Raw genomic sequence first — 16,626 nt, 5'->3', positions numbered from 1 at the left:
CTGATCCTGACCGGCTGAGGGGGCCTCAGGCCCCCGTCACGCGCCAGATCACGTCGCCCACGTCATCGGCCACCAGCAGCGAGCGGCCGTCCGCGCCGATGGTGACGCCCACCGGCCGGCCGAAGGCCGTGCGTTCGTCGGGCGACAGGAACCCCGTCAGGATGTCGCGCGGTGCGCCCGAGGGCCTGCCATCCGCGAAGGGCACGAAGATCACCCGATAGCCGCTGAGCGTCGATCGGTTCCACGATCCGTGCTGGCCGATCACCATGCCGTCCGGGAAGCCGGGCAGGGTGCCCGCGGGCATCCAGCACAGGCCAAGCGACGCGGTGTGACCGCCCAAGGCATAGTCCGGCGTGATCGCGCGCGCGACCAGGCCGGAATCCTGCGGCACTCGGTCGTCCACCGTTTGCCCCCAGTAGCAGTAGGGCCAGCCGTAGAAGCCCCCGTCCCGGACCGAGGTCAAATAGTCGGGCGGCGTCTCGTCCCCCAGCCCGTCGCGTTCGTTCACCACCGTCCACAGCGCGCCGGTCGCGGGCTCCCAAGCCATGCCCACGGCATTGCGCAGCCCGCTGGCGAAGATGCGCGACTGGCCCGTCTCCAGGTCCAGATGCCAGATGGCGGCGCGGCCTTCCTCGGCCTCCATGCCGTGATCGCCGATATTGCTCAGCGAACCGACGCCCGCATAGAGGCTGCGCCCGTCCGGCGACAGGATCAGGCTGCGCGTCCAGTGGCCGTTCGGCTTGAAGGTCGTCAGCCGCCGCCCCGGCGCGTCGATGCGCGTGGCACCCTGCGCATAGGGGAACTCGACGATGCCGTCGGTATTGCCCACGAAGAACCGATCGCCCGCCAGCGCCATGCCGAAGGGCTGGTTCTGGTTCTCCAGGAAGACGTGGCGCTGTTCGGCCACCCCGTCGCCATCCGCGTCGCGCCACAGGGTGATGCGGTTCGCGCTGTCGCCGATGGCGCGGACGCGGCGCATCGTGGCCTGGGCCGCATGGTCCATCAGGCTGCGCGGCTTGGCGGGCTGCTCCTTCGATTCGGCGACCAGCACGTCGCCGTTGGGCAGGACCTCGATCCAGCGGGGATGGTCGAGGCCGGTGGCGAAGGCGTTGACCCGAAGGCCCGGCGCCGCATCCGGCACATGCCCGTTCAGCCAGCCCCCCGCGACCGGCATCTTCAGCGTCATGATGCCCTGCGGCCTGGCCTCGGGAATGGCGGGGGCGGTGCCCACCGCCTGGACGCGCGGCGCGTTGCGGCGCCGCATCGCCACCATCGCGCCCCCGACCAGTGCCGTCGCCCGTGCCAGAATGTCCATGATCCGCCCCCCGCCTGATATGCAGCCGACACTCTAGCGGGCATTTCGGCGGCGTCAAACCGACCGGCCCGCGGCCTTTCGCCCGACCGCCCCCCGGTTGCAAGCGCCGCCCCGCCGCGCCACCATGAACGGCCAGCCATGACAGGAGCCCCGCGATGTGCAACCGATGCGCCCATACCATCCACGCCGCCCGCCATCACATGGGCTGGGATAACGGCCTGACCCCGGTCGAGACCGTCGCCCCCGGCACGACGCTGCGGGTCGAATGCCTGGAGGCCTCGGGCGGACAGCTGAGCCGCGACAGCACCGCCGCCGACATCGCGGGCCTGGATTTCGCGCGCATCAACCCGGTCAACGGCCCGATCCGCGTGGACGGGGCCGAGCCGGGCGACGCGCTGAAGATCACCCTGGTCGATTTCGCCCCGCAGGCCCAGGATGGGCAGGGCTGGGGCTGGACCGCCAACATTCCGGGCTTCGGCCTGCTGGCCGACCAGTTCCCCGAACCGGCGCTGACGCAATGGCGCTATGACGCAGGCACGCTGGCCCCGGCGCTGTGGGGGACGCATGGCCGGGTCGGGCTGAAGCCCTTTGCCGGCACGATCGGCGTGGCCCTGGCGGAACCCGGCACCCATTCCATCGTCCCGCCGCGCCGCACGGGCGGCAATCTGGACATCCGCGACCTGTCCCGCGGGGCGGAGCTGTATCTGCCGGTCGAGGTGGCGGGGGCACTGTTCTCCGTCGGCGACACCCATGCCGCGCAGGGCGACGGAGAGGTCTGCGGCACCGCCATCGAAAGCCCGATGGATGTCGTCCTGACGCTGGACCTGGTCAAGGGCGCGAACCTGGCCATGCCGCGCTTTACCACGCCCGGCCCGGTCACGCCGCATCTGGATGCCAAGGGATACGAGGTCACTACCGGCATCGGCCCCGACCTGATGACCGGCGCGCGCCAGGCGGTCCAGCAGATGGTCGAGCTGCTCTGCGCGCGCCACGGCATGCCCGCGGTCGAGGCCTACATGCTGGTCTCGACCTGCGGCGACCTGCGGATCTCGGAGATCGTGGACATGCCGAACTGGGTTGTGTCCTTCTACTTCCCGCGCTCGGTCTTCGAATGAGGGACCCGCACCCTTGGGCGGCGGGGCTGGAGAGCCTGCACGATCAGGTCTGGCTGCGCCTGCAGCGCGGGGTGGCCGACCGGCACGCCGCCGCGCGCCACCCGGTGCTGGCCACGGTGACGCCAGCGGGCATGCCTCAGGCGCGCACCGTGGTGCTGCGCGCCGCCGACCCCGAGGCCCGGCTGCTGGAGGTGCATACCGACATCCACTCGGCCAAGATCGCCGATCTGCGCGCCAACCCGCAGGTCGCGCTGCATGTCTGGGACGCGGGCGCGCATCTGCAGACCCGGATCGAGGCGCGTGCGACCATCCTCACCGGCGATGCGGTCGCGGCCATCTGGGCGCGCGTGCCCGACCCGTCGCGGCAGAGCTATGGCACCCGGCCCGCGCCCGGCACGCCCATCGCCGATGCGCTGGCCTATGACAAGCCCGCCGATCCGGCGGCCTTCGCGGTGTTGCGCTTAGACGTGCTGGCGATCGACGCGGTGCATCTGGGCCAGCGGCACCGCCGCGCGCGGTGGCGGTGCGGGACGGACTGGCGCGGGGAATGGCTGGCGCCGTGAGGCGGCTCAGCGCACCAGATCGGCCAGGCTGCGCAGGTCGGGCTCGGCCACCTTCGGCACGATCCGATAGGCCGCGTTGACGAAGCAGAAGACCGCAAAGCCGACCAGGCCCAGGCAGATGGCGATGACCAGAAGCCGCCCGTGGCTCTGGCCAGCCAGCCAGGAGAAGGCCTCGCCCACGCCGCCCGCCTGGCTGGGGTCCACGCGCCAGGCCGCGAAGGCGAACAGCAGGCCGACGATGGCGATGACCGCGCCCTGCGCCATGACCCCGGCCTTCAGCACCATGTTCCAGCGGGTGGTGAAGCGGTTGGCCTGCAAGTGCTTGCGGTATTCGTTCCGCCAGCCCTGGCGCAGATAGTGCCCGCCCGCGCCGATGATCACCACCGCCGCCAGCGCGACCAGCCAGCGCCCCAAGGGCCAGGACATGACCGTGCCGACATGGCGCGGGATGCTGGACCCCTCCTCTCCGTCACCACCCGCGAAGAGCAGCGAAAAGGCCGTGACGCCGATGGCCAGATGCGCCGCGCCGGTGACGATCATGCCAAGGCGCGCGGTGATGCCCTTGGCGTCGGTGCCGTAATCCTCCAGGTCGAAGACGGCGTCCAGGACGCGCCAGATCGCATAGGCCAGCATCCCCAGCAGGATCAGGAACAGCAGCACCCCGCCGCCCCAGCTGCCGTCGAGCCAGTCCAGCGCCTCGCCTGTGTCCTGCGCCTGCCCGCCGCGCCTCAGCGAATAGAGCGAGGCCCCGGCCACCGCCAGATAGACCAGCCCCCGCCCGCCATAGCCCACGCGCATGACCGGAATGGCCCAGCCCAGCTTTCGTGATGTCCGATCGTTCATGTCCGTCCCCCGTGGTGATCCGCGCGTCATGGCCTGCGCCCGGCCGGATCGTTCGGGGGCACAACACGGCGCCCGCCCGTTTGGGTCCGCCTGAAAGACCCGTCGGTGGCCGGGAGCGGACGGTCACAGTGTCGTGCCGCCATTGAACTTCCGGCGATGGACGGGGTTTCCTGTCCGACATCAAAACGGAGAGTTCACGCCATGAAGAGATCCCTTGCCGTCCTGCTGACGACCCTTGCCTTGGCCACGCCCGCGCTGGCCCAGCAGGCGATGGACCATTCCGCCCATGGCGGGACGGCGCAGATGGACCATTCCGCCCACGGCGCGATGACCGCGCCCGAGGCGCAACCCGGCGACACGCCCGCCACGACCGCCTATCGCGAGGCCATGGCCGAGATGCACGAGAACATGGCCGTGGACTATACCAACGACGCGGATGTGGACTTCATGCGCGGCATGATCCCGCATCACCAGGGCGCCATCGACATGGCGCGCATCGTGCTGGAGCACGGCACCGACCCCGAGGTCCGCGCGCTGGCCGAGGAGGTCATCGCCGCGCAGCAGGCCGAGATCGACATGATGGAGGCCTGGCTGGCCGAACACGACCGCTGAGGCGGCTTGCGGATCGCGTCGCGGCGCTGTCTTCTGGACCGACAGGGACAGGGGGCGACGATGACAGAGTTTTCCTTCGACACGCCGGGGTCGATCCGCGTCGAATGGGGCGGGGCGACGCGGTTGGGCGCGCTGATGGCGGACTGGTTCGCGGCGCGGTCGGTGCTGATCGTGACCGACGCGCATCTGCACCGCATGGGCGTGCTGGACCCGGCCAAGGCGTCGCTGGCCGCGCATGGCTTTGCGGTGGCGGTGTTCGATGCGGTCGTGGCCGACCCGCCCGAGGCGCTGATCGGCACCTGCGTCGCCCAAGGACGGGCGGCGGGGGTGGATGTCGTGCTGGGCCTGGGGGGCGGGTCGTCCATGGACGTGGCCAAGCTGGTCGCGGTGATGCTGGCGGGCGAACAGCCGCTGTCCGAGCTCTACGGCATCGGCAAGGTCACCGGGCCGCGCCTGCCGCTGGTGCAGGTGCCGACCACCGCCGGGACCGGGTCCGAGGTCACCAACATCACCATCCTGACCACCGGCGGCACGACCAAGATGGGGATCGTGTCCGACAGGCTCTACGCCGACCGGGTGCTGCTGGATGCGGCGCTGACGGTCGGCCTGCCCCCCCAGCAGACCGCCGCCACCGGCATCGACGCCATGGTCCACGCGATCGAGGCCTATACCGGGCGGCACCGCAAGAATCCGCTCTCCGACATCTTCGCGCGCGAGGCGCTGCGCCTGCTGTCGCGCCACCTGCCCACCGCCTGCCGCGACGGGACCGACCGCGCCGCGCGCGAGGGAATGCTGCTGGGGGCCGCCATGGCGGGGCAGGCCTTCTCGAACAGCCCGGTCGCGGCGGTCCATGCGCTGGCCTATCCGCTTGGCGGGCATTTCCATTTGCCGCACGGGCTGACCAACGCGCTGATGCTGGGTCCGGTGCTGCGCCACAACATGGCGGCCGCCGCGCCGCTTTATGCGGAGCTGGCCGAAGTGGTGGGCGCGCCCGGTTCCGGCCCGGCGGAGCAGCGCGCGCAGGCCTTTGTTGCGACGATGGAGGATCTGATGGACCGCTCCGGCGCGCCGCGCCGCCTGCGCGACGTGGGCGTGCCCGAGGACAGCCTGCCGCGCCTGGCCCGCGACGCCATGCTGCAGACGCGTCTGCTGCAGAACAATCCGGTGCCTGTGGACGAGGCCGCGGCGCTGGCCCTCTACCGCGCGGCGTTCTGAGCGGTCAGGGCGTCAGCCGCGGGCGGTCGCTGTCATCCTTCAGCGCGACGCCGGTCGCCCCGATCCGGCGGCCTTCGGCCACCAGCCAGGCCAGCCGGCGCGCGGCATCATCGGCGGACAGGCCGCCGCGGGCATGGATGTTCGATACGCAGTTGCGCGCGCTGTCGCGCAGCCCCGGCCGCGGGTTCAGCGTCAGATAGGCGCCCATGCTGTCTGCGACCGACAGGCCCGGCCGCTCTCCGATCAGCATCAGCACCATGCCCGCGCCCATCGCGGCCCCGATCGCGTCGCCAAGCGCCACCCGCGCGCCCTGCGCCAGCACCACCGGCCGGTCCGCCAGTTCCGGCAGATGCACCGCCAGCGCCCGCATCAGGGGCACCGCCTGCGCCATGACCGCCGGGGCCGACAGGCCGTCGCCGATGACCACCTGCAGGGGCGGCGCGCTGCGCGGCAGGGCGCCTTCGGCCAGCTGGCGGCCCAGATCGGGGCGGCGCAGATAGGTGGCGCGGTCGGTCGCCCGGCTGGCCGCATGCAGGACGGGCAGGGGGGCCAGGCCGCGTTCCAGCGCGGCCCAGTCCACGCTGCCGTGGATGGCGTCGCGGGCGGCGGCGTGATCCTCCTGGAAGGTCAGCAGGTCGGCCAGCCGCGTGGGCCCCGCCCCGGCCTCCAGCCGGACCCGCGCCGGGGTCAGCGCGGCCAGGCGCGGACGGTCCAGCCCGCTCATGCCGGCAGCCCCAAGCGGCGCGCGAGCGACACCGTGTCGGCCCGCGCGTCCAGGCCGAAATCCTGCAGCCAGCGCTCGAATTCCGGCGCCGGGCGCAGGCCGGTCACCTCGCGCAAGTATGCGATGTCCTCGAAGGCCAGGCTCTGATAGCCCAGCATCACGTCATCGGCCCCCGGCACCGCGATCAGGAAACCGACGCCGGCCTGCGCCAGAAGCGTGGCCAGCGTGTCCATGTCGTCCTGATCGGCCTCCACATGGTTGGTGTAGCAGACATCGACACCCATCGGCAGGCCCATCAGCTTGCCGCAGAAATGGTCCTCCAGCCCGGCGCGGATGATCTGCTTGCCGTCATAGAGGTATTCCGGCCCGATGAAGCCCACGACCGTGTTCACCAGCAGCGGCCCGAAGGCGCGGGCGACGGCTTGGGCGCGGGCCTCCATCGTCTGCTGATCGACGCCGTGATGCGCCTCGGCCGACAGGGCCGAGCCCTGGCCGGTCTCGAAATACATCACGTCCTGGCCGACGGTGCCCCGCTTGAGCGACAGGCCCGCCTCGCGCGCCTCGGCCAGCAGCGATAGGGTGATGCCAAAGCCCTCGTTCGCGGCCTGGCTGCCCGCGACCGACTGGAAGATCAGATCGACCGGCGCGCCGCGCCCGACCAGCTCCAGCGCGTTCGTGACATGGGTCAGCACGCAGGTCTGGGTGGGAATGGCCAGCGCCTGGCGCATCTCGTCCAGCGCCACCAGCAGATCGTGGCCGTTGGCCAGGCTGTCGGAGGCCGGGTTGATGCCGATGACCGCGTCGCCCGCGCCCTGCAGCAGCCCGTCCAGCACCGCGACCGCGATGCCGCGCGGATCGTCGGCCGGGTGGTTCGGCTGCAGGCGCGACGCCAGCCGTCCCGCGCCGCCGATGGTGTTGCGGAAGGCGGTCGTCACGCGCGCCTTGCGCGCCACGCGGATCAGGTCCTGGTTGCGCATCAGCTTGCTGACGGCCGCGACCATCTCGGGCGTCAGGCCGCGCGCGACCCCCGCCAGCGCCACCGCGTCGGCTGCGGGCGACAGCAGCCAGTCGCGCAGATCGCCCACGGTCATCGCGCGCAGGGGGGCGAAGGCCGCCGCGTCATGGCCGTCGACGATCAGCCGCGTGACCTCGTCGATCTCGTAGGGGACGGGCGGGTTGTCCAGCAGGTCGGTCAGGGCCAAGTCCATCAGCACCCGACGCGCCGCCACCCGCTGCAAGGCGCTCTCGGCCGCGATCCCGGCCAGCTGGTCGCCCGACCGTTCGGGCGAGGCGGCGGCCAGCACCGCGCGCAGGTCGGCAAAGGCAAAGCGTTCGCCCCGCACCACGGCCCTCAGTGCCATCCTGTCCCCTTTCTGTCCGGTCCGACGCCGCCAGTTGGCGCCATTCCGCCGCGAAGGTCCAGCCCCCCGCGGGACCTAGCAGCCTATCCCGCGCGTTCGACTCGGGACTGACGCCAAAAGAGGACCCATCATGGACAGGACGCATCTGGAACGCTGCATCGCGCTAGCCGCCGAGGCGCTGGAGGCGGGCGACGCGCCCTTCGGCTCGGTCCTGGTCGGCCCCGACGGCACCGTGATGCGCGAGGCGCGCAACCATGCGGTGACGCAGGACCCGACCCGGCACCCCGAGCTGGAGCTGGCGCAATGGGCCGCGCGGACCCTGCCCGAGGATGTGCGCCGGGGCTGCACCGTCTATACCTCGGGCGAGCATTGCGCGATGTGCGCGGCCGCCCATGCCTGGGCGGGGCTGGGACCGATCGTCTATGCCAGCTCCACCCGGCAGCTGGTCGGCTGGCTGGAGGAGTTCGGCGCCGCGTCGTTCCCGGTCACGCCCCTGGACATCGGCCAGGTCGCGCCCGGCATCCCGACCACGGGACCCGTCGCCGGCCTGGATGACCGCGTGCGCGAACTGCAGGCGCGGTTCCGCGCGCGCACGACCTGACGGCAGCAGGCCGGATCAGCCCGTGCGGCGGGTGCTGGCCCGCGGGATCAGCCGGAACCCCAGATCGACCGCATGCCCGCGCGGCGCGCCCGGACCGCGCAGCCGGTCGCGGATCAGGGTCACCGCATGGCGGCCCATGGCCATCCGGTCGGTCGCGACCGAGGTGATGGGCGGCTCGGCCGCGGCCATCATCTCGTGATCGTTGAAGCCGCAGATGCCGAGGCGGGTCGGCACCGCGATGTTGCGCCGCCGCGCCTCGAACAGCACCCCGAGCGCAAGGTCGTCATTGTTGCACAGGACCGCGTCGGTCCGTGGCAACCGCGCCATCAGGTCCGCGAACAGCCGGCAGCCCAAGCTGACCGATGACGGCTCGGGCGTGGTGACGACCGGGTCGCCGCCCGCCAGCCCGGCGCCCTCCAGACAGGCGCGGAACCCGGCCAGGCGGCGCTGGCTGCGCGGGTCCATCTGCGCGCCCAGAAAGGCCGGCGCGCGGTATCCTTGCGCCAGCAGATGCTCCGCCGCGGCCCGCGCCCCGTCGAAATGCGACAGGCCCACGGCCAGGTCGATCGGGTCGGGGCCAACCTCCATGATCTGCACCACCGGGCATTCGGCGCTCGCCAGCAGGGCGCGGGCCGCGGGCGACTGGTCATGGCCCGCGACGATCAGCCCGGCCGGTCGCTGCGACAGGAACACGCGGATCAGCTGTTCCTCAGTCACGGGGGAATAGCGCGTGGTGCCCAGCTGCACGACCAGGGGGCTGCCCTGCAGCCCCTCGTCGATGCCGCGCATCACATCGGCAAAGACGTTGTTGCTGACCGAAGGGATGATGACCCCCACGATGTCGGTGCGCCCCGAGGCCAAGGCCCGCGCCGCAGGGTTCGGCACATAGCCCAGATCGCGGATCGCGCGCGTGATCCGGTCGCGCGCCTCGGGCGACACCTTGGAGGGGTCGCGCAGGGCACGCGAGACGGTGATAGGGCTGACATCGGCAGCCAGGGCGACTTCGGATAGCGTGATCCGGGGCGTTTTGCTCATGATCGCGCCAGATTAGCCGTGGCGGCGGAAAAAGAAAGCGGCTTGACCGATGACAGCGCTGTCATGCATGATTGCGCTGTCATCGGGAGGAGACATCATGAAGGCGCGGCCGATTCTGGTCATGGGCATCTGCGGCACGGGCAAGTCGACCGTGGCCCGCGGCATCGCCGACCGCATCGGCGGCAGCTTCATCGAGGCGGACCTGTATCACGACCAGGCCAGCGTGGATCGCATGCGCGCGGGCCGGCCCCTGACCGACGACATGCGGTGGGGCTGGCTGGACCGGCTTGGCGTGGCGGCGGCCACCGCCCCGGCGCGGGCGGTGCTGGCCTGTTCGGGCCTCAGCATGGCGCATCGCGACCGGCTGCGCGCCGGGGCGGGACCCTTCGACATCGTGTTCCTGCACGGCGACCGCGACCTGATCGCGGCGCGCATGGCCGCACGGCAGGGTCATTACATGCCCGCCAGCCTGATCGACAGCCAGCTGGCCGCGCTGCAGCCCCCCGATCCCGCCGCCGAGGGCGCGCTGTGGATCGACGTGGCGCTGCCTGCGGACCAGATCATCGACCGCGCGGTGGCGTCCCTGACCGACCCGCGCCCAGTTTCAACCGGAGGAGAGAGACCATGACCAAGATGACCCGTTTCCTGCTGTCGGCCGGCGCCGCGCTGGCCCTGGCCGCGCCCGCCATGGCGCAGGAGTTCAGCCTGCGCTTTCAGTCGTCCGACCCCTCGGGCAACCCCAACTTCGTCCTCCAGCAGGGCTGGGCCGCGGATGTCGCCGAAAAGTCGGGCGGCCGCATCGCCATCGACCTGATGCCGGTCGAATCCATCGTCGCCCATAACGAGACGCAGGACGCCATCGCCACGGGCATCCTGGACGGGCATGTGACCGACCTGTCCTATTTCTCGGGCAAGGACCCGGCCTTCGGGCTGATGGGTAACCCGGTCGGCGCTTGGTCGGACCCCGAGCAGATGCTGGACTTCGTCGAGAACGGCGGCGGGGCCGAGCTGCTGAACCAGATCATGAACCCCTACGGCCTGCAGTTCATCGGCGCCACCACGCCCGGGCTTGAGGCGCTGGTCAGCGCCGTGCCGCTGGACGGGGTCGATGATCTGGCCGGCGTCAAGATCCGCGCGCCCGAAGGGCTGGTCCAGTCGGTCTTTGCCGCCGCAGGCGCGGCACCGGTGAACCTGCCCGGCTCCGAGGTCTTCACCTCGCTGGACAAGAAGGTCATCGACGCGGCCGATTACAGCGTGCTGTCCACCAACCAAGCCCAAGGCCTGAACGAGGTCGCGCCCCATCCCGTCTATCCGGGCTTCCATTCCATGCCCCTGGTCGAGATCTCCATGAACAAGGCGAAATGGGACGCCCTGCCCGAGGATCTGCAGCAGCTCATGACGCAGTCGGTGCGCGACTTCGCCCGCGTGCAGGTCGCGGCGCTGGCCGAGGCCGATGCGGCCGCCGTGGCCGAGGCCGAGGCCGGCGGCACCATCACCATCCACGACTGGCCCGCCGAGGAGCGCGCCAAGTTCCGCGCCATCGCCATGGGCGAATGGGAGAAGGTCGCCAGCCAGTCGCCCGCGGCGCAGCAGGTCTATGACGCGCTGACCGCATACCTGACCGAAAAGGGCCTGGTGCAGTAAGCGCCGCCGGACCGGGCGTCCGCGCCCGGTCCCATCCAGGGAGGAGGAGATGATGGACGCAACCGAAGCCATTGCGCGCGAGGAACACGAGGCCGTGCCCCAATCGGGGCGCCTTGGCCGGGTGATCGACCGGCTGGCGATCATCCCGGCCCTGGGGCTGGTGGTCGCCATGCTGATCCTGATCCAGGAGGTCGTGCTGCGATACGTGTTCGGCCGCCCGACGATCTGGGCGCATGAGACGACGGTGTTCCTCTGCGCGATCTCCTTCGTCTATGGGGGTCTGCTGTGCACCGCGCGCGACCGCCACATCCGGGTCGTGCTGGTCTATGACCTGCTGCCGCACGCCGCGCGGCGCGTGGCCGACATCCTCATCTCTGCGGTCTGCGGCCTGTCCTCGGGCGCCTTTGCCTGGGCGGCCTGGCAGATGGTCAAACGGTCGGCCTGGCGTCCCGACGGCAGCTTTCACCTGGAGACCTCGGGCTCGGCCTGGAACCCGGCCTATCCGGGCGTGCTCAAGGTGCTGCTGATGGTGGCGCTGGCGGTCATGGCGCTGCAATTCGCGATCCTGACCGTCAACTATGCCCGCGGGCACAGGGGAGCCCGCTGATGGAGATCTTCGGTTCGCTGCAATCCCTGGGGATCGAGGCCGGGACGGGCATCCTCTTCGCGCTGCTGCTGCTGCTGCTGCTGACGGGCATCCCCTTGGCCTTCGTCACGCTGCTGGTCACGCTGATCTTCGCGCTCGGCTGGTTCGGCCCGAACGTGGTGCCGCTGATCACCAGCCGCGTCTACACCTTCGTGTCCAGCTTCGTCTTCGTGTCAGTGCCGATGTTCGTGCTGATGGCCGCGATCCTGGACCGCAGCGGCATCGCCCGCGACCTGTTCGAGGCGATGCGCCTGGTCGGCGGCCGCATCCGCGGCGGCGTCGCGGTCCAGACCATCTTCGTGGCCGTCATCCTGGCCGCCATGTCGGGCATCATCGGCGGAGAGGTCGTCCTGCTGGGCCTGATCGCGCTGCCGCAGATGCTGGCGCATGGCTATGATCGCAAGCTGGCCATCGGCGTCGTCTGCGCGGGCGGCAGCCTGGGGACCATGGTGCCGCCGTCGATCGTGCTGATCATCTATGGCCTGACCGCGAACGTGTCGATCGGCGATCTGTTCACGGCGGCCTTCATCCCCGGCATCATGCTGGCGCTGCTGTATGTGTCCTATGTCCTGGCGCGGGCTTGGCTGACGCCGGGCGACGTGCCGCCCGCCGTCACCGCGCGCGTGCCCCGGGCCGAAAAGCTGCGCCTGCTCAAGGGGCTGTTCCTGCCGATCCTGGTCGTCATCATGGTGCTTGGCTCGATCTATGGCGGCATCGCGTCCGTGACCGAGGCCAGCGCCGTGGGCGTGGCGGGGGTCCTGCTCTCGACCGTGATCCGGGGCGAGTTCACCTGGGACCTGCTGCGCGGCGCGGCCATGCAGACGCTGCAGACGGTCGGCATGATCGTCTGGATCGGCATCGGCGCATCCGCGCTGGTCGGCGTCTTCAACCTGATGGGCGGGATTAACTTCGTCTCGGGGCTGATCACCGGGATCAGCGACAACCCGACGGTCATCATCCTGTTCATGATGGCGATCCTGTTCGTGCTGGGCATGTTCCTGGACTGGGTCGGCATCGCGCTGCTGACCATGCCGATCTTTGTGCCGATCATCGTCGGCCTGGGATACGACCCGGTCTGGTTCGGGGTGCTGTTCGCGATGAACATGCAGGTCAGCTTCCTGTCGCCGCCCTTCGGGCCTGCCGCCTTCTACCTGAAATCGGTGACCCCGCCGGACATCTCTCTGGGAGAGATCTTCCGCGCCCTGCTGCCCTTCATCGGGCTGCAGATCCTGGCGGTGGGGATGCTGATCCTGTTCCCGGCCCTGGCGATGTACTGACGGGCCTTCATCCTGGCGCAACCGTCGCGGCGCAGACGGTCCGGGGACGGGCGGGGCATGTCCCGCCCGTCTCCGACATTCCATCAGGACAGGACCATCATGAGACCTCTTCTTCTTTGCGCCATCCTCTCGGCCCTGCCGACCGGCGCGGCCGCGCAGACGCCCGATGCCCGGCTGAACGCGCTTTACGGCAGCATGACGGCGCGGATCGGCGACGACGCGGCGGGTCGGGACCGGCTGGTCGCGGCGCAGCGCGCCTGGATCACCTTCCGCGACGCCGAGTGCCGCTTTCGGACCGGCGGCATCGACGGAAGCGCCGCCCCGATGGCCCTGCGCGCCTGTCTGGCGGATCTGACCCTGCGGCGCGTCGCCGATTTCGAGGGCCTTCTGGACTGCCCCGAGGGCGATCTGGCCTGCCCGCTGCCCCGCGCCGACTGATCGTCGCGCCGGACCGCGATCAGCGCGGGCGCAGTGCGTCGAAGGCCCGGTCCAGCCCCTGGCCTAGGGACGCGTCCCGGCCGGGGGTGAAATGCGCCAGCGCGGCGTCCAGGCAGGCGAAGGCGGCATGGACCAGTGCATCCGCCTCCAGCCGCCGCGCATCCGCATCGCCAAGGCGGCGCGCGATCTCGGGCGACAGCTGGACCGCCCAGGCCCCGTGCTTTTCCAGCGTGTGGGCGCGCAGGCTGGCGGTGGCATTGACCACGCGCATGGTCCGTGCCGCGCCCTCGGGGTCGCGGTCGACGCTGCGGACCAGCACGTCCAGACCGCGCCGCAGCGACAGCCAGACATCCTCGTCCACGGGCCGGGCCGCCACGGCCTGAAGGATCGCGGCCCCGAAGGCGGCGTGGCCTGCGACCACTACATCCTCCTTCGTTGCGAAGTAGCGAAAGAAGCTGCGCCGCGAGATGCCCGCGGCCGCGGCGATCTCGTCGACGGTCACGCGATCGAACCCCCGCGCCTCGAAGAGGGCAAAAGCGGTCTCCGCGATGGCGGCGGCCACGGCCTCGGCCTTGATCGTGCGCAGCGAACGGCCGGGATCGGCAGGCGTCACAGGCAGTGACACTCCATGCTTATAGTGGCACCCAGTGCCATATCATACGCCAAGTGCCAAAAACGGCCCGGCCCGCGGAGGAGACGACCATGGACGTCCGACGTCAAGAGAGCATCCTGCCCCGCCGCCGCCTTGGTCGCGACGGGCCGGTCGTGTCGGCCATCGGCTACGGAGCCATGGGCATCACCGACTTCTACGGGGCGGACGCCGCCAGCGACGCGCTTGCCACGATCCGGGGCGCCCTGAGATCGGCGTGACCTTCTTCGACACCGCCGAGATGTATGGCTGGGGCCTGAACGAACGCATCGTCGGCCAAGCGCTGGCCCCGGTGCGCGACGCGGTGGTGATCGCGACCAAGTTCGGCTGGACGCGCGACTATGGCCTGGACAGCCGCCCCGACCATATCCGGCAGGTGCTGGACAGCAGCCTGCGCCATCTGGGGGTGGATCACGTCGATGTCCTCTATCAGCACCGGGTCGACCCGGCCGTGCCGATCGAGGATGTGGCGGGCACGGTGGGCGACCTGATCCGGGCGGGCAAGGTCGGGCACTTCGGCCTCAGCGAGGCGGGGCCCACCACTATCCGCCGCGCCCATGCGGTCCAGCCCGTCGCGATGCTTCAGACCGAGTATTCGCTGTTCGAACGCGATGTCGAAGGGCTTTTTCCGCTGCTCAGGGAACTTGGCATCGGCTTCGTCCCCTATGCCCCGCTCGGTCGCGGCTTCCTGACCGGAACGGCGCGACCGGCTGCCCTGCATGATCCCGACGACATGCGCCGCCACGATCCCCGCTGGCAGCCCGGCGCGTTCGAACGAAACCTGGCCGCGGTACGCGCGCTGTCCGAACTGGCCCATGCGCGCGGCGCGACGGTCGCGCAGCTGGCCTTGGCCTGGCTTCTGGCGCAGGGCGACGACATCGTCCCCATCCCGGGCACGCGCGGCATCGCCCGGCTGGAGGAGAATGTCGGCGCGGCACGGCTGACGCTCTCGGACGGGGATCTGCGCCGGATCGCGGCGATCCTGCCGTCGGGCGGGTTCGGCGCCCGCTATCCCGACGCGGTGATGCCCCAACGGACCTGACCACATGGACCTAACACGCCCGGACCCGACCGGCAGGACATCGACATCCGCGGCCGGAGCGGGGACAATGGCGCGCGTCCGGGGCCATCCCTGATCCACCCGTCGCGGCGATCTCTCCGCCCGTCGCCCGGATGCCAACAAGGAGACGATACTTTCCGATGTCCGACCCCTGCATCATCTGCGTGGCCATCACCGGCAGCGTTCCGACCAAGGCCGACAACCCGGCCCTTCCCGTCACCGTCGCCGAGCAGATCGAATCGACCCACGAGGCCTTCGAGGCCGGCGCCGCCATCGTCCACGCCCATGTCCGCGACGACGCGGGCCGGCCCACCAGCGACCCCGACCGTTTTGCCCTGCTGCTGGAGGGGGTCCGCCGCCACTGCCCCGGCATGATCGTGCAGCTGTCCACCGGCGGGCGGTCGGGTGCGGGCCGCGAGCGGGGCGGCATGCTGCCGCTGCGGCCGGACATGGCCAGCCTGTCGGTCGGGTCGAACAACTTTCCGACCCGCGTCTATGAGAACAGCCCCGAGCTGGTCGACTGGCTGGCCGCGCAGATGGCGGCCCATGGCGTCATGCCCGAGATCGAGGCCTTCGATCTGTCCCATATCCTGCAGGCCCATGCGATGTGGCGCGACGGGCGGCTGACGACCCGACCCTATGTGCAGTTCGTGATGGGGGTCAGGAACGCCATGCCGGCCGACCGGGCGGTGTTCGACTTCTACATCGCGACGATGCGGCGGCTGTTCGGCGCGGATGCGCCCTGGTGCGCGGCGGGGATCGGCGCGAACCAGATCGTGTTGAACGAATGGGCGGTGGCCGCCGGGGGCCATGCGCGCACGGGGCTGGAGGACAACGTGCGCCTGGACCGCACGCGGCTGGCGCCCTCCAACGCCGCGCTGGTCCGGCGGGTGGCGGAGCTGTGCGACCGCCATGAGCGGCCCGTCGCGACCTGGCGGGAGGCCCGCGCGATCCTGGGCCTGCCCGAGGTCGCCGCGGCGTGACGGCCTGCGCGGCGGTTCCGCGCCGACCCGCTGCGGCGACCGTTGATCCGTGCCGGCTGCCGGTGCCTAATCGGCGCGTGGCACCAGGACAGGAGGATCTGCCATGACCGAGGATCGGATCGAGATCGAGGCGGTGACCGCCGCGCCACCCGCCATGGCCTGGGTGGCCTATACCGACCCCGAGCATGTCCGGCGGTGGAACTTCGCCTCGGACGACTGGCACTGTCCGGCGGCGCGGGCGGATCTGCGGCCGGGCGGGACGTTCTCGTCGCGGATGGAGGCGCGGGACGGCAGCATGGGCTTCGATTTCGAGGGCATCTATACGGCGGTCGTAGAGAATCGGCGGATCGACTATGCCTTCGGCGACCGCGCCGCCGTGGTCGAGTTCCTGCCGGAGGGAGAGGGCACCCGCGTGCGCATCCGGTTCGACCCCGAAGGCGACCATCCGCGCGACCAGCAGGGCGTTGTTGCAGAAAGGCGGCTTGAGGCGTGACTTCCCCTTTCCCCTTTAGGTTCAGGCGACGCGGGCGACCTCGGCTGTGCCG

20 protein-coding genes are annotated in these 16,626 nt (G+C 70.8%); 14 read left to right on the top strand and 6 right to left on the bottom strand.

Features of this window, described 5'->3' with window-relative positions; all coding sequences use genetic code 11:
* Positions 1–25: 25 nt before the first annotated feature.
* Positions 26–1,315 carry a PQQ-dependent sugar dehydrogenase gene (locus AC2SGK_RS07045; protein ID WP_488322880.1) on the bottom strand — a complete coding sequence of 430 codons (1,290 nt, stop codon included), beginning with the start codon at positions 1,313–1,315 and terminating at the stop codon, positions 26–28.
* Between the two features lie 155 nt (positions 1,316–1,470).
* Between AC2SGK_RS07045 and AC2SGK_RS07040 the strand changes: the two genes are divergently transcribed.
* Entirely contained in the window at positions 1,471–2,430 is a 960-nt protein-coding gene (locus AC2SGK_RS07040; protein ID WP_488322879.1) for an acetamidase/formamidase family protein, read from the top strand.
* Positions 2,427–2,993 (top strand): pyridoxamine 5'-phosphate oxidase family protein, encoded by a 567-nt coding sequence (locus AC2SGK_RS07035; RefSeq protein WP_488322878.1) that lies wholly within the window; start codon positions 2,427–2,429, stop codon positions 2,991–2,993. The genes AC2SGK_RS07040 and AC2SGK_RS07035 overlap by 4 nt, the downstream gene beginning before the upstream one ends.
* A 6-nt stretch (positions 2,994–2,999) precedes the next feature.
* On the opposite strand, the gene AC2SGK_RS07030 is transcribed toward AC2SGK_RS07035, so the two are convergent.
* Positions 3,000–3,836 (bottom strand): DUF1206 domain-containing protein, encoded by an 837-nt coding sequence (locus AC2SGK_RS07030; protein WP_488322877.1) that lies wholly within the window; start codon positions 3,834–3,836, stop codon positions 3,000–3,002.
* 201 nt (positions 3,837–4,037) lie between these two features.
* Between AC2SGK_RS07030 and copM the strand changes: the two genes are divergently transcribed.
* Positions 4,038–4,448, top strand: a complete 411-nt coding sequence (gene copM / locus AC2SGK_RS07025) for a CopM family metallochaperone (protein ID WP_488322876.1) — start codon at positions 4,038–4,040, stop codon at positions 4,446–4,448.
* A 60-nt stretch (positions 4,449–4,508) separates the two neighbouring features.
* Positions 4,509–5,663 carry an iron-containing alcohol dehydrogenase gene (locus AC2SGK_RS07020; RefSeq protein ID WP_488322875.1) on the top strand — a complete coding sequence of 385 codons (1,155 nt, stop codon included), beginning with the start codon at positions 4,509–4,511 and terminating at the stop codon, positions 5,661–5,663.
* Positions 5,664–5,667: 4 nt separating this feature from the next.
* Here AC2SGK_RS07020 and eutC read toward each other — a convergent pair whose 3' ends face one another.
* Positions 5,668–6,387, bottom strand: coding sequence for an ethanolamine ammonia-lyase subunit EutC (gene eutC, locus AC2SGK_RS07015; protein WP_488322874.1), 720 nt, complete (start codon positions 6,385–6,387; stop codon positions 5,668–5,670).
* Complete coding sequence (locus AC2SGK_RS07010) at positions 6,384–7,748, bottom strand: ethanolamine ammonia-lyase subunit EutB (protein ID WP_488322873.1); 1,365 nt, start codon at positions 7,746–7,748, stop codon at positions 6,384–6,386. The genes eutC and AC2SGK_RS07010 overlap by 4 nt, the downstream gene beginning before the upstream one ends.
* 130 nt (positions 7,749–7,878) lie before the next feature.
* Here AC2SGK_RS07010 and AC2SGK_RS07005 point away from each other — a divergent pair, with 130 nt between their 5' ends.
* Complete coding sequence (locus tag AC2SGK_RS07005) at positions 7,879–8,349, top strand: deaminase (RefSeq protein WP_488322872.1); 471 nt, start codon at positions 7,879–7,881, stop codon at positions 8,347–8,349.
* A gap of 15 nt (positions 8,350–8,364) precedes the next feature.
* Here AC2SGK_RS07005 and gntR read toward each other — a convergent pair whose 3' ends face one another.
* Positions 8,365–9,384: an HTH-type transcriptional regulator GntR gene (gene gntR / locus AC2SGK_RS07000; protein WP_488322871.1), complete on the bottom strand. Its 1,020-nt coding sequence runs from the start codon at positions 9,382–9,384 to the stop codon at positions 8,365–8,367.
* Positions 9,385–9,481: 97 nt separating this feature from the next.
* On the opposite strand from gntR, the gene AC2SGK_RS06995 reads away from it, so the two are divergent.
* From AC2SGK_RS06995 to AC2SGK_RS06975, 5 genes are all read left to right on the top strand, one after another.
* Positions 9,482–10,012: a gluconokinase gene (locus AC2SGK_RS06995; protein ID WP_488322870.1), complete on the top strand. Its 531-nt coding sequence runs from the start codon at positions 9,482–9,484 to the stop codon at positions 10,010–10,012.
* The gene (locus tag AC2SGK_RS06990) at positions 10,009–11,028 is read left to right on the top strand and encodes a TRAP transporter substrate-binding protein (RefSeq protein WP_488322869.1); all 1,020 of its coding nucleotides are present in this window, start codon (positions 10,009–10,011) and stop codon (positions 11,026–11,028) included. Before AC2SGK_RS06995 ends, AC2SGK_RS06990 begins: the two co-directional genes overlap by 4 nt.
* A gap of 52 nt (positions 11,029–11,080) precedes the next feature.
* Positions 11,081–11,635, top strand: coding sequence for a TRAP transporter small permease subunit (locus tag AC2SGK_RS06985; protein ID WP_488322868.1), 555 nt, complete (start codon positions 11,081–11,083; stop codon positions 11,633–11,635).
* Positions 11,635–12,951: a TRAP transporter large permease gene (locus AC2SGK_RS06980; protein ID WP_488322867.1), complete on the top strand. Its 1,317-nt coding sequence runs from the start codon at positions 11,635–11,637 to the stop codon at positions 12,949–12,951. The genes AC2SGK_RS06985 and AC2SGK_RS06980 overlap by 1 nt, the downstream gene beginning before the upstream one ends.
* Before the next feature lie 99 nt (positions 12,952–13,050).
* On the top strand, positions 13,051–13,389 hold the full coding sequence (locus tag AC2SGK_RS06975) for a lysozyme inhibitor LprI family protein (RefSeq protein WP_488322866.1): 339 nt from the start codon (positions 13,051–13,053) through the stop codon (positions 13,387–13,389).
* A gap of 19 nt (positions 13,390–13,408) precedes the next feature.
* Here the strand turns inward: AC2SGK_RS06975 and AC2SGK_RS06970 are convergent, their stop codons facing one another.
* Complete coding sequence (locus tag AC2SGK_RS06970) at positions 13,409–14,014, bottom strand: TetR family transcriptional regulator (RefSeq protein WP_488322865.1); 606 nt, start codon at positions 14,012–14,014, stop codon at positions 13,409–13,411.
* Between the two features lie 77 nt (positions 14,015–14,091).
* Here AC2SGK_RS06970 and AC2SGK_RS06965 point away from each other — a divergent pair, with 77 nt between their 5' ends.
* From AC2SGK_RS06965 to AC2SGK_RS06950, 4 genes are all read left to right on the top strand, one after another.
* Entirely contained in the window at positions 14,092–14,259 is a 168-nt protein-coding gene (locus AC2SGK_RS06965) for a hypothetical protein (RefSeq protein WP_488322864.1), read from the top strand.
* The gene (locus AC2SGK_RS06960; RefSeq protein ID WP_488322863.1) at positions 14,256–15,080 is read left to right on the top strand and encodes an aldo/keto reductase; all 825 of its coding nucleotides are present in this window, start codon (positions 14,256–14,258) and stop codon (positions 15,078–15,080) included. Before AC2SGK_RS06965 ends, AC2SGK_RS06960 begins: the two co-directional genes overlap by 4 nt.
* Positions 15,081–15,238: 158 nt before the next feature.
* A complete protein-coding gene (locus AC2SGK_RS06955; RefSeq protein ID WP_488322862.1) occupies positions 15,239–16,081 on the top strand; it encodes a 3-oxoadipate:acetyl-CoA acetyltransferase in 843 nt (280 codons plus the stop codon).
* A gap of 103 nt (positions 16,082–16,184) precedes the next feature.
* A complete protein-coding gene (locus tag AC2SGK_RS06950) occupies positions 16,185–16,574 on the top strand; it encodes an SRPBCC domain-containing protein (RefSeq protein ID WP_488322861.1) in 390 nt (129 codons plus the stop codon).
* Positions 16,575–16,626 lie beyond the last annotated feature (52 nt).

It is taken from the genome of Paracoccus sp. NIOT.M2S5SZ12, assembly GCF_057748165.1.
The sequence above is the reverse complement of the archived record's forward strand: the minus strand, read 5'-3'. Positions and strand labels throughout refer to the sequence as shown.

Coding starts and splice junctions, on each gene's coding strand:
- AC2SGK_RS07035 (WP_488322878.1), top strand. CDS start 2,427: ATGAGGGACCCGCACCCTTGGGCGGCGGGGCTGGAGAGCCTGCACGAT.
- AC2SGK_RS06965 (WP_488322864.1), top strand. CDS start 14,092: ATGGACGTCCGACGTCAAGAGAGCATCCTGCCCCGCCGCCGCCTTGGT.
- AC2SGK_RS07005 (WP_488322872.1), top strand. CDS start 7,879: ATGGACAGGACGCATCTGGAACGCTGCATCGCGCTAGCCGCCGAGGCG.
- AC2SGK_RS06975 (WP_488322866.1), top strand. CDS start 13,051: ATGAGACCTCTTCTTCTTTGCGCCATCCTCTCGGCCCTGCCGACCGGC.
- AC2SGK_RS07045 (WP_488322880.1), bottom strand. CDS start 1,315: ATGGACATTCTGGCACGGGCGACGGCACTGGTCGGGGGCGCGATGGTG.
- AC2SGK_RS07040 (WP_488322879.1), top strand. CDS start 1,471: ATGTGCAACCGATGCGCCCATACCATCCACGCCGCCCGCCATCACATG.
- AC2SGK_RS07010 (WP_488322873.1), bottom strand. CDS start 7,748: ATGGCACTGAGGGCCGTGGTGCGGGGCGAACGCTTTGCCTTTGCCGAC.
- AC2SGK_RS07020 (WP_488322875.1), top strand. CDS start 4,509: ATGACAGAGTTTTCCTTCGACACGCCGGGGTCGATCCGCGTCGAATGG.
- AC2SGK_RS06955 (WP_488322862.1), top strand. CDS start 15,239: ATGTCCGACCCCTGCATCATCTGCGTGGCCATCACCGGCAGCGTTCCG.
- AC2SGK_RS06950 (WP_488322861.1), top strand. CDS start 16,185: ATGACCGAGGATCGGATCGAGATCGAGGCGGTGACCGCCGCGCCACCC.
- gntR (WP_488322871.1), bottom strand. CDS start 9,384: ATGAGCAAAACGCCCCGGATCACGCTATCCGAAGTCGCCCTGGCTGCC.
- AC2SGK_RS06990 (WP_488322869.1), top strand. CDS start 10,009: ATGACCAAGATGACCCGTTTCCTGCTGTCGGCCGGCGCCGCGCTGGCC.
- AC2SGK_RS06985 (WP_488322868.1), top strand. CDS start 11,081: ATGGACGCAACCGAAGCCATTGCGCGCGAGGAACACGAGGCCGTGCCC.
- copM (WP_488322876.1), top strand. CDS start 4,038: ATGAAGAGATCCCTTGCCGTCCTGCTGACGACCCTTGCCTTGGCCACG.
- AC2SGK_RS07030 (WP_488322877.1), bottom strand. CDS start 3,836: ATGAACGATCGGACATCACGAAAGCTGGGCTGGGCCATTCCGGTCATG.
- AC2SGK_RS06995 (WP_488322870.1), top strand. CDS start 9,482: ATGAAGGCGCGGCCGATTCTGGTCATGGGCATCTGCGGCACGGGCAAG.
- AC2SGK_RS06980 (WP_488322867.1), top strand. CDS start 11,635: ATGGAGATCTTCGGTTCGCTGCAATCCCTGGGGATCGAGGCCGGGACG.
- eutC (WP_488322874.1), bottom strand. CDS start 6,387: ATGAGCGGGCTGGACCGTCCGCGCCTGGCCGCGCTGACCCCGGCGCGG.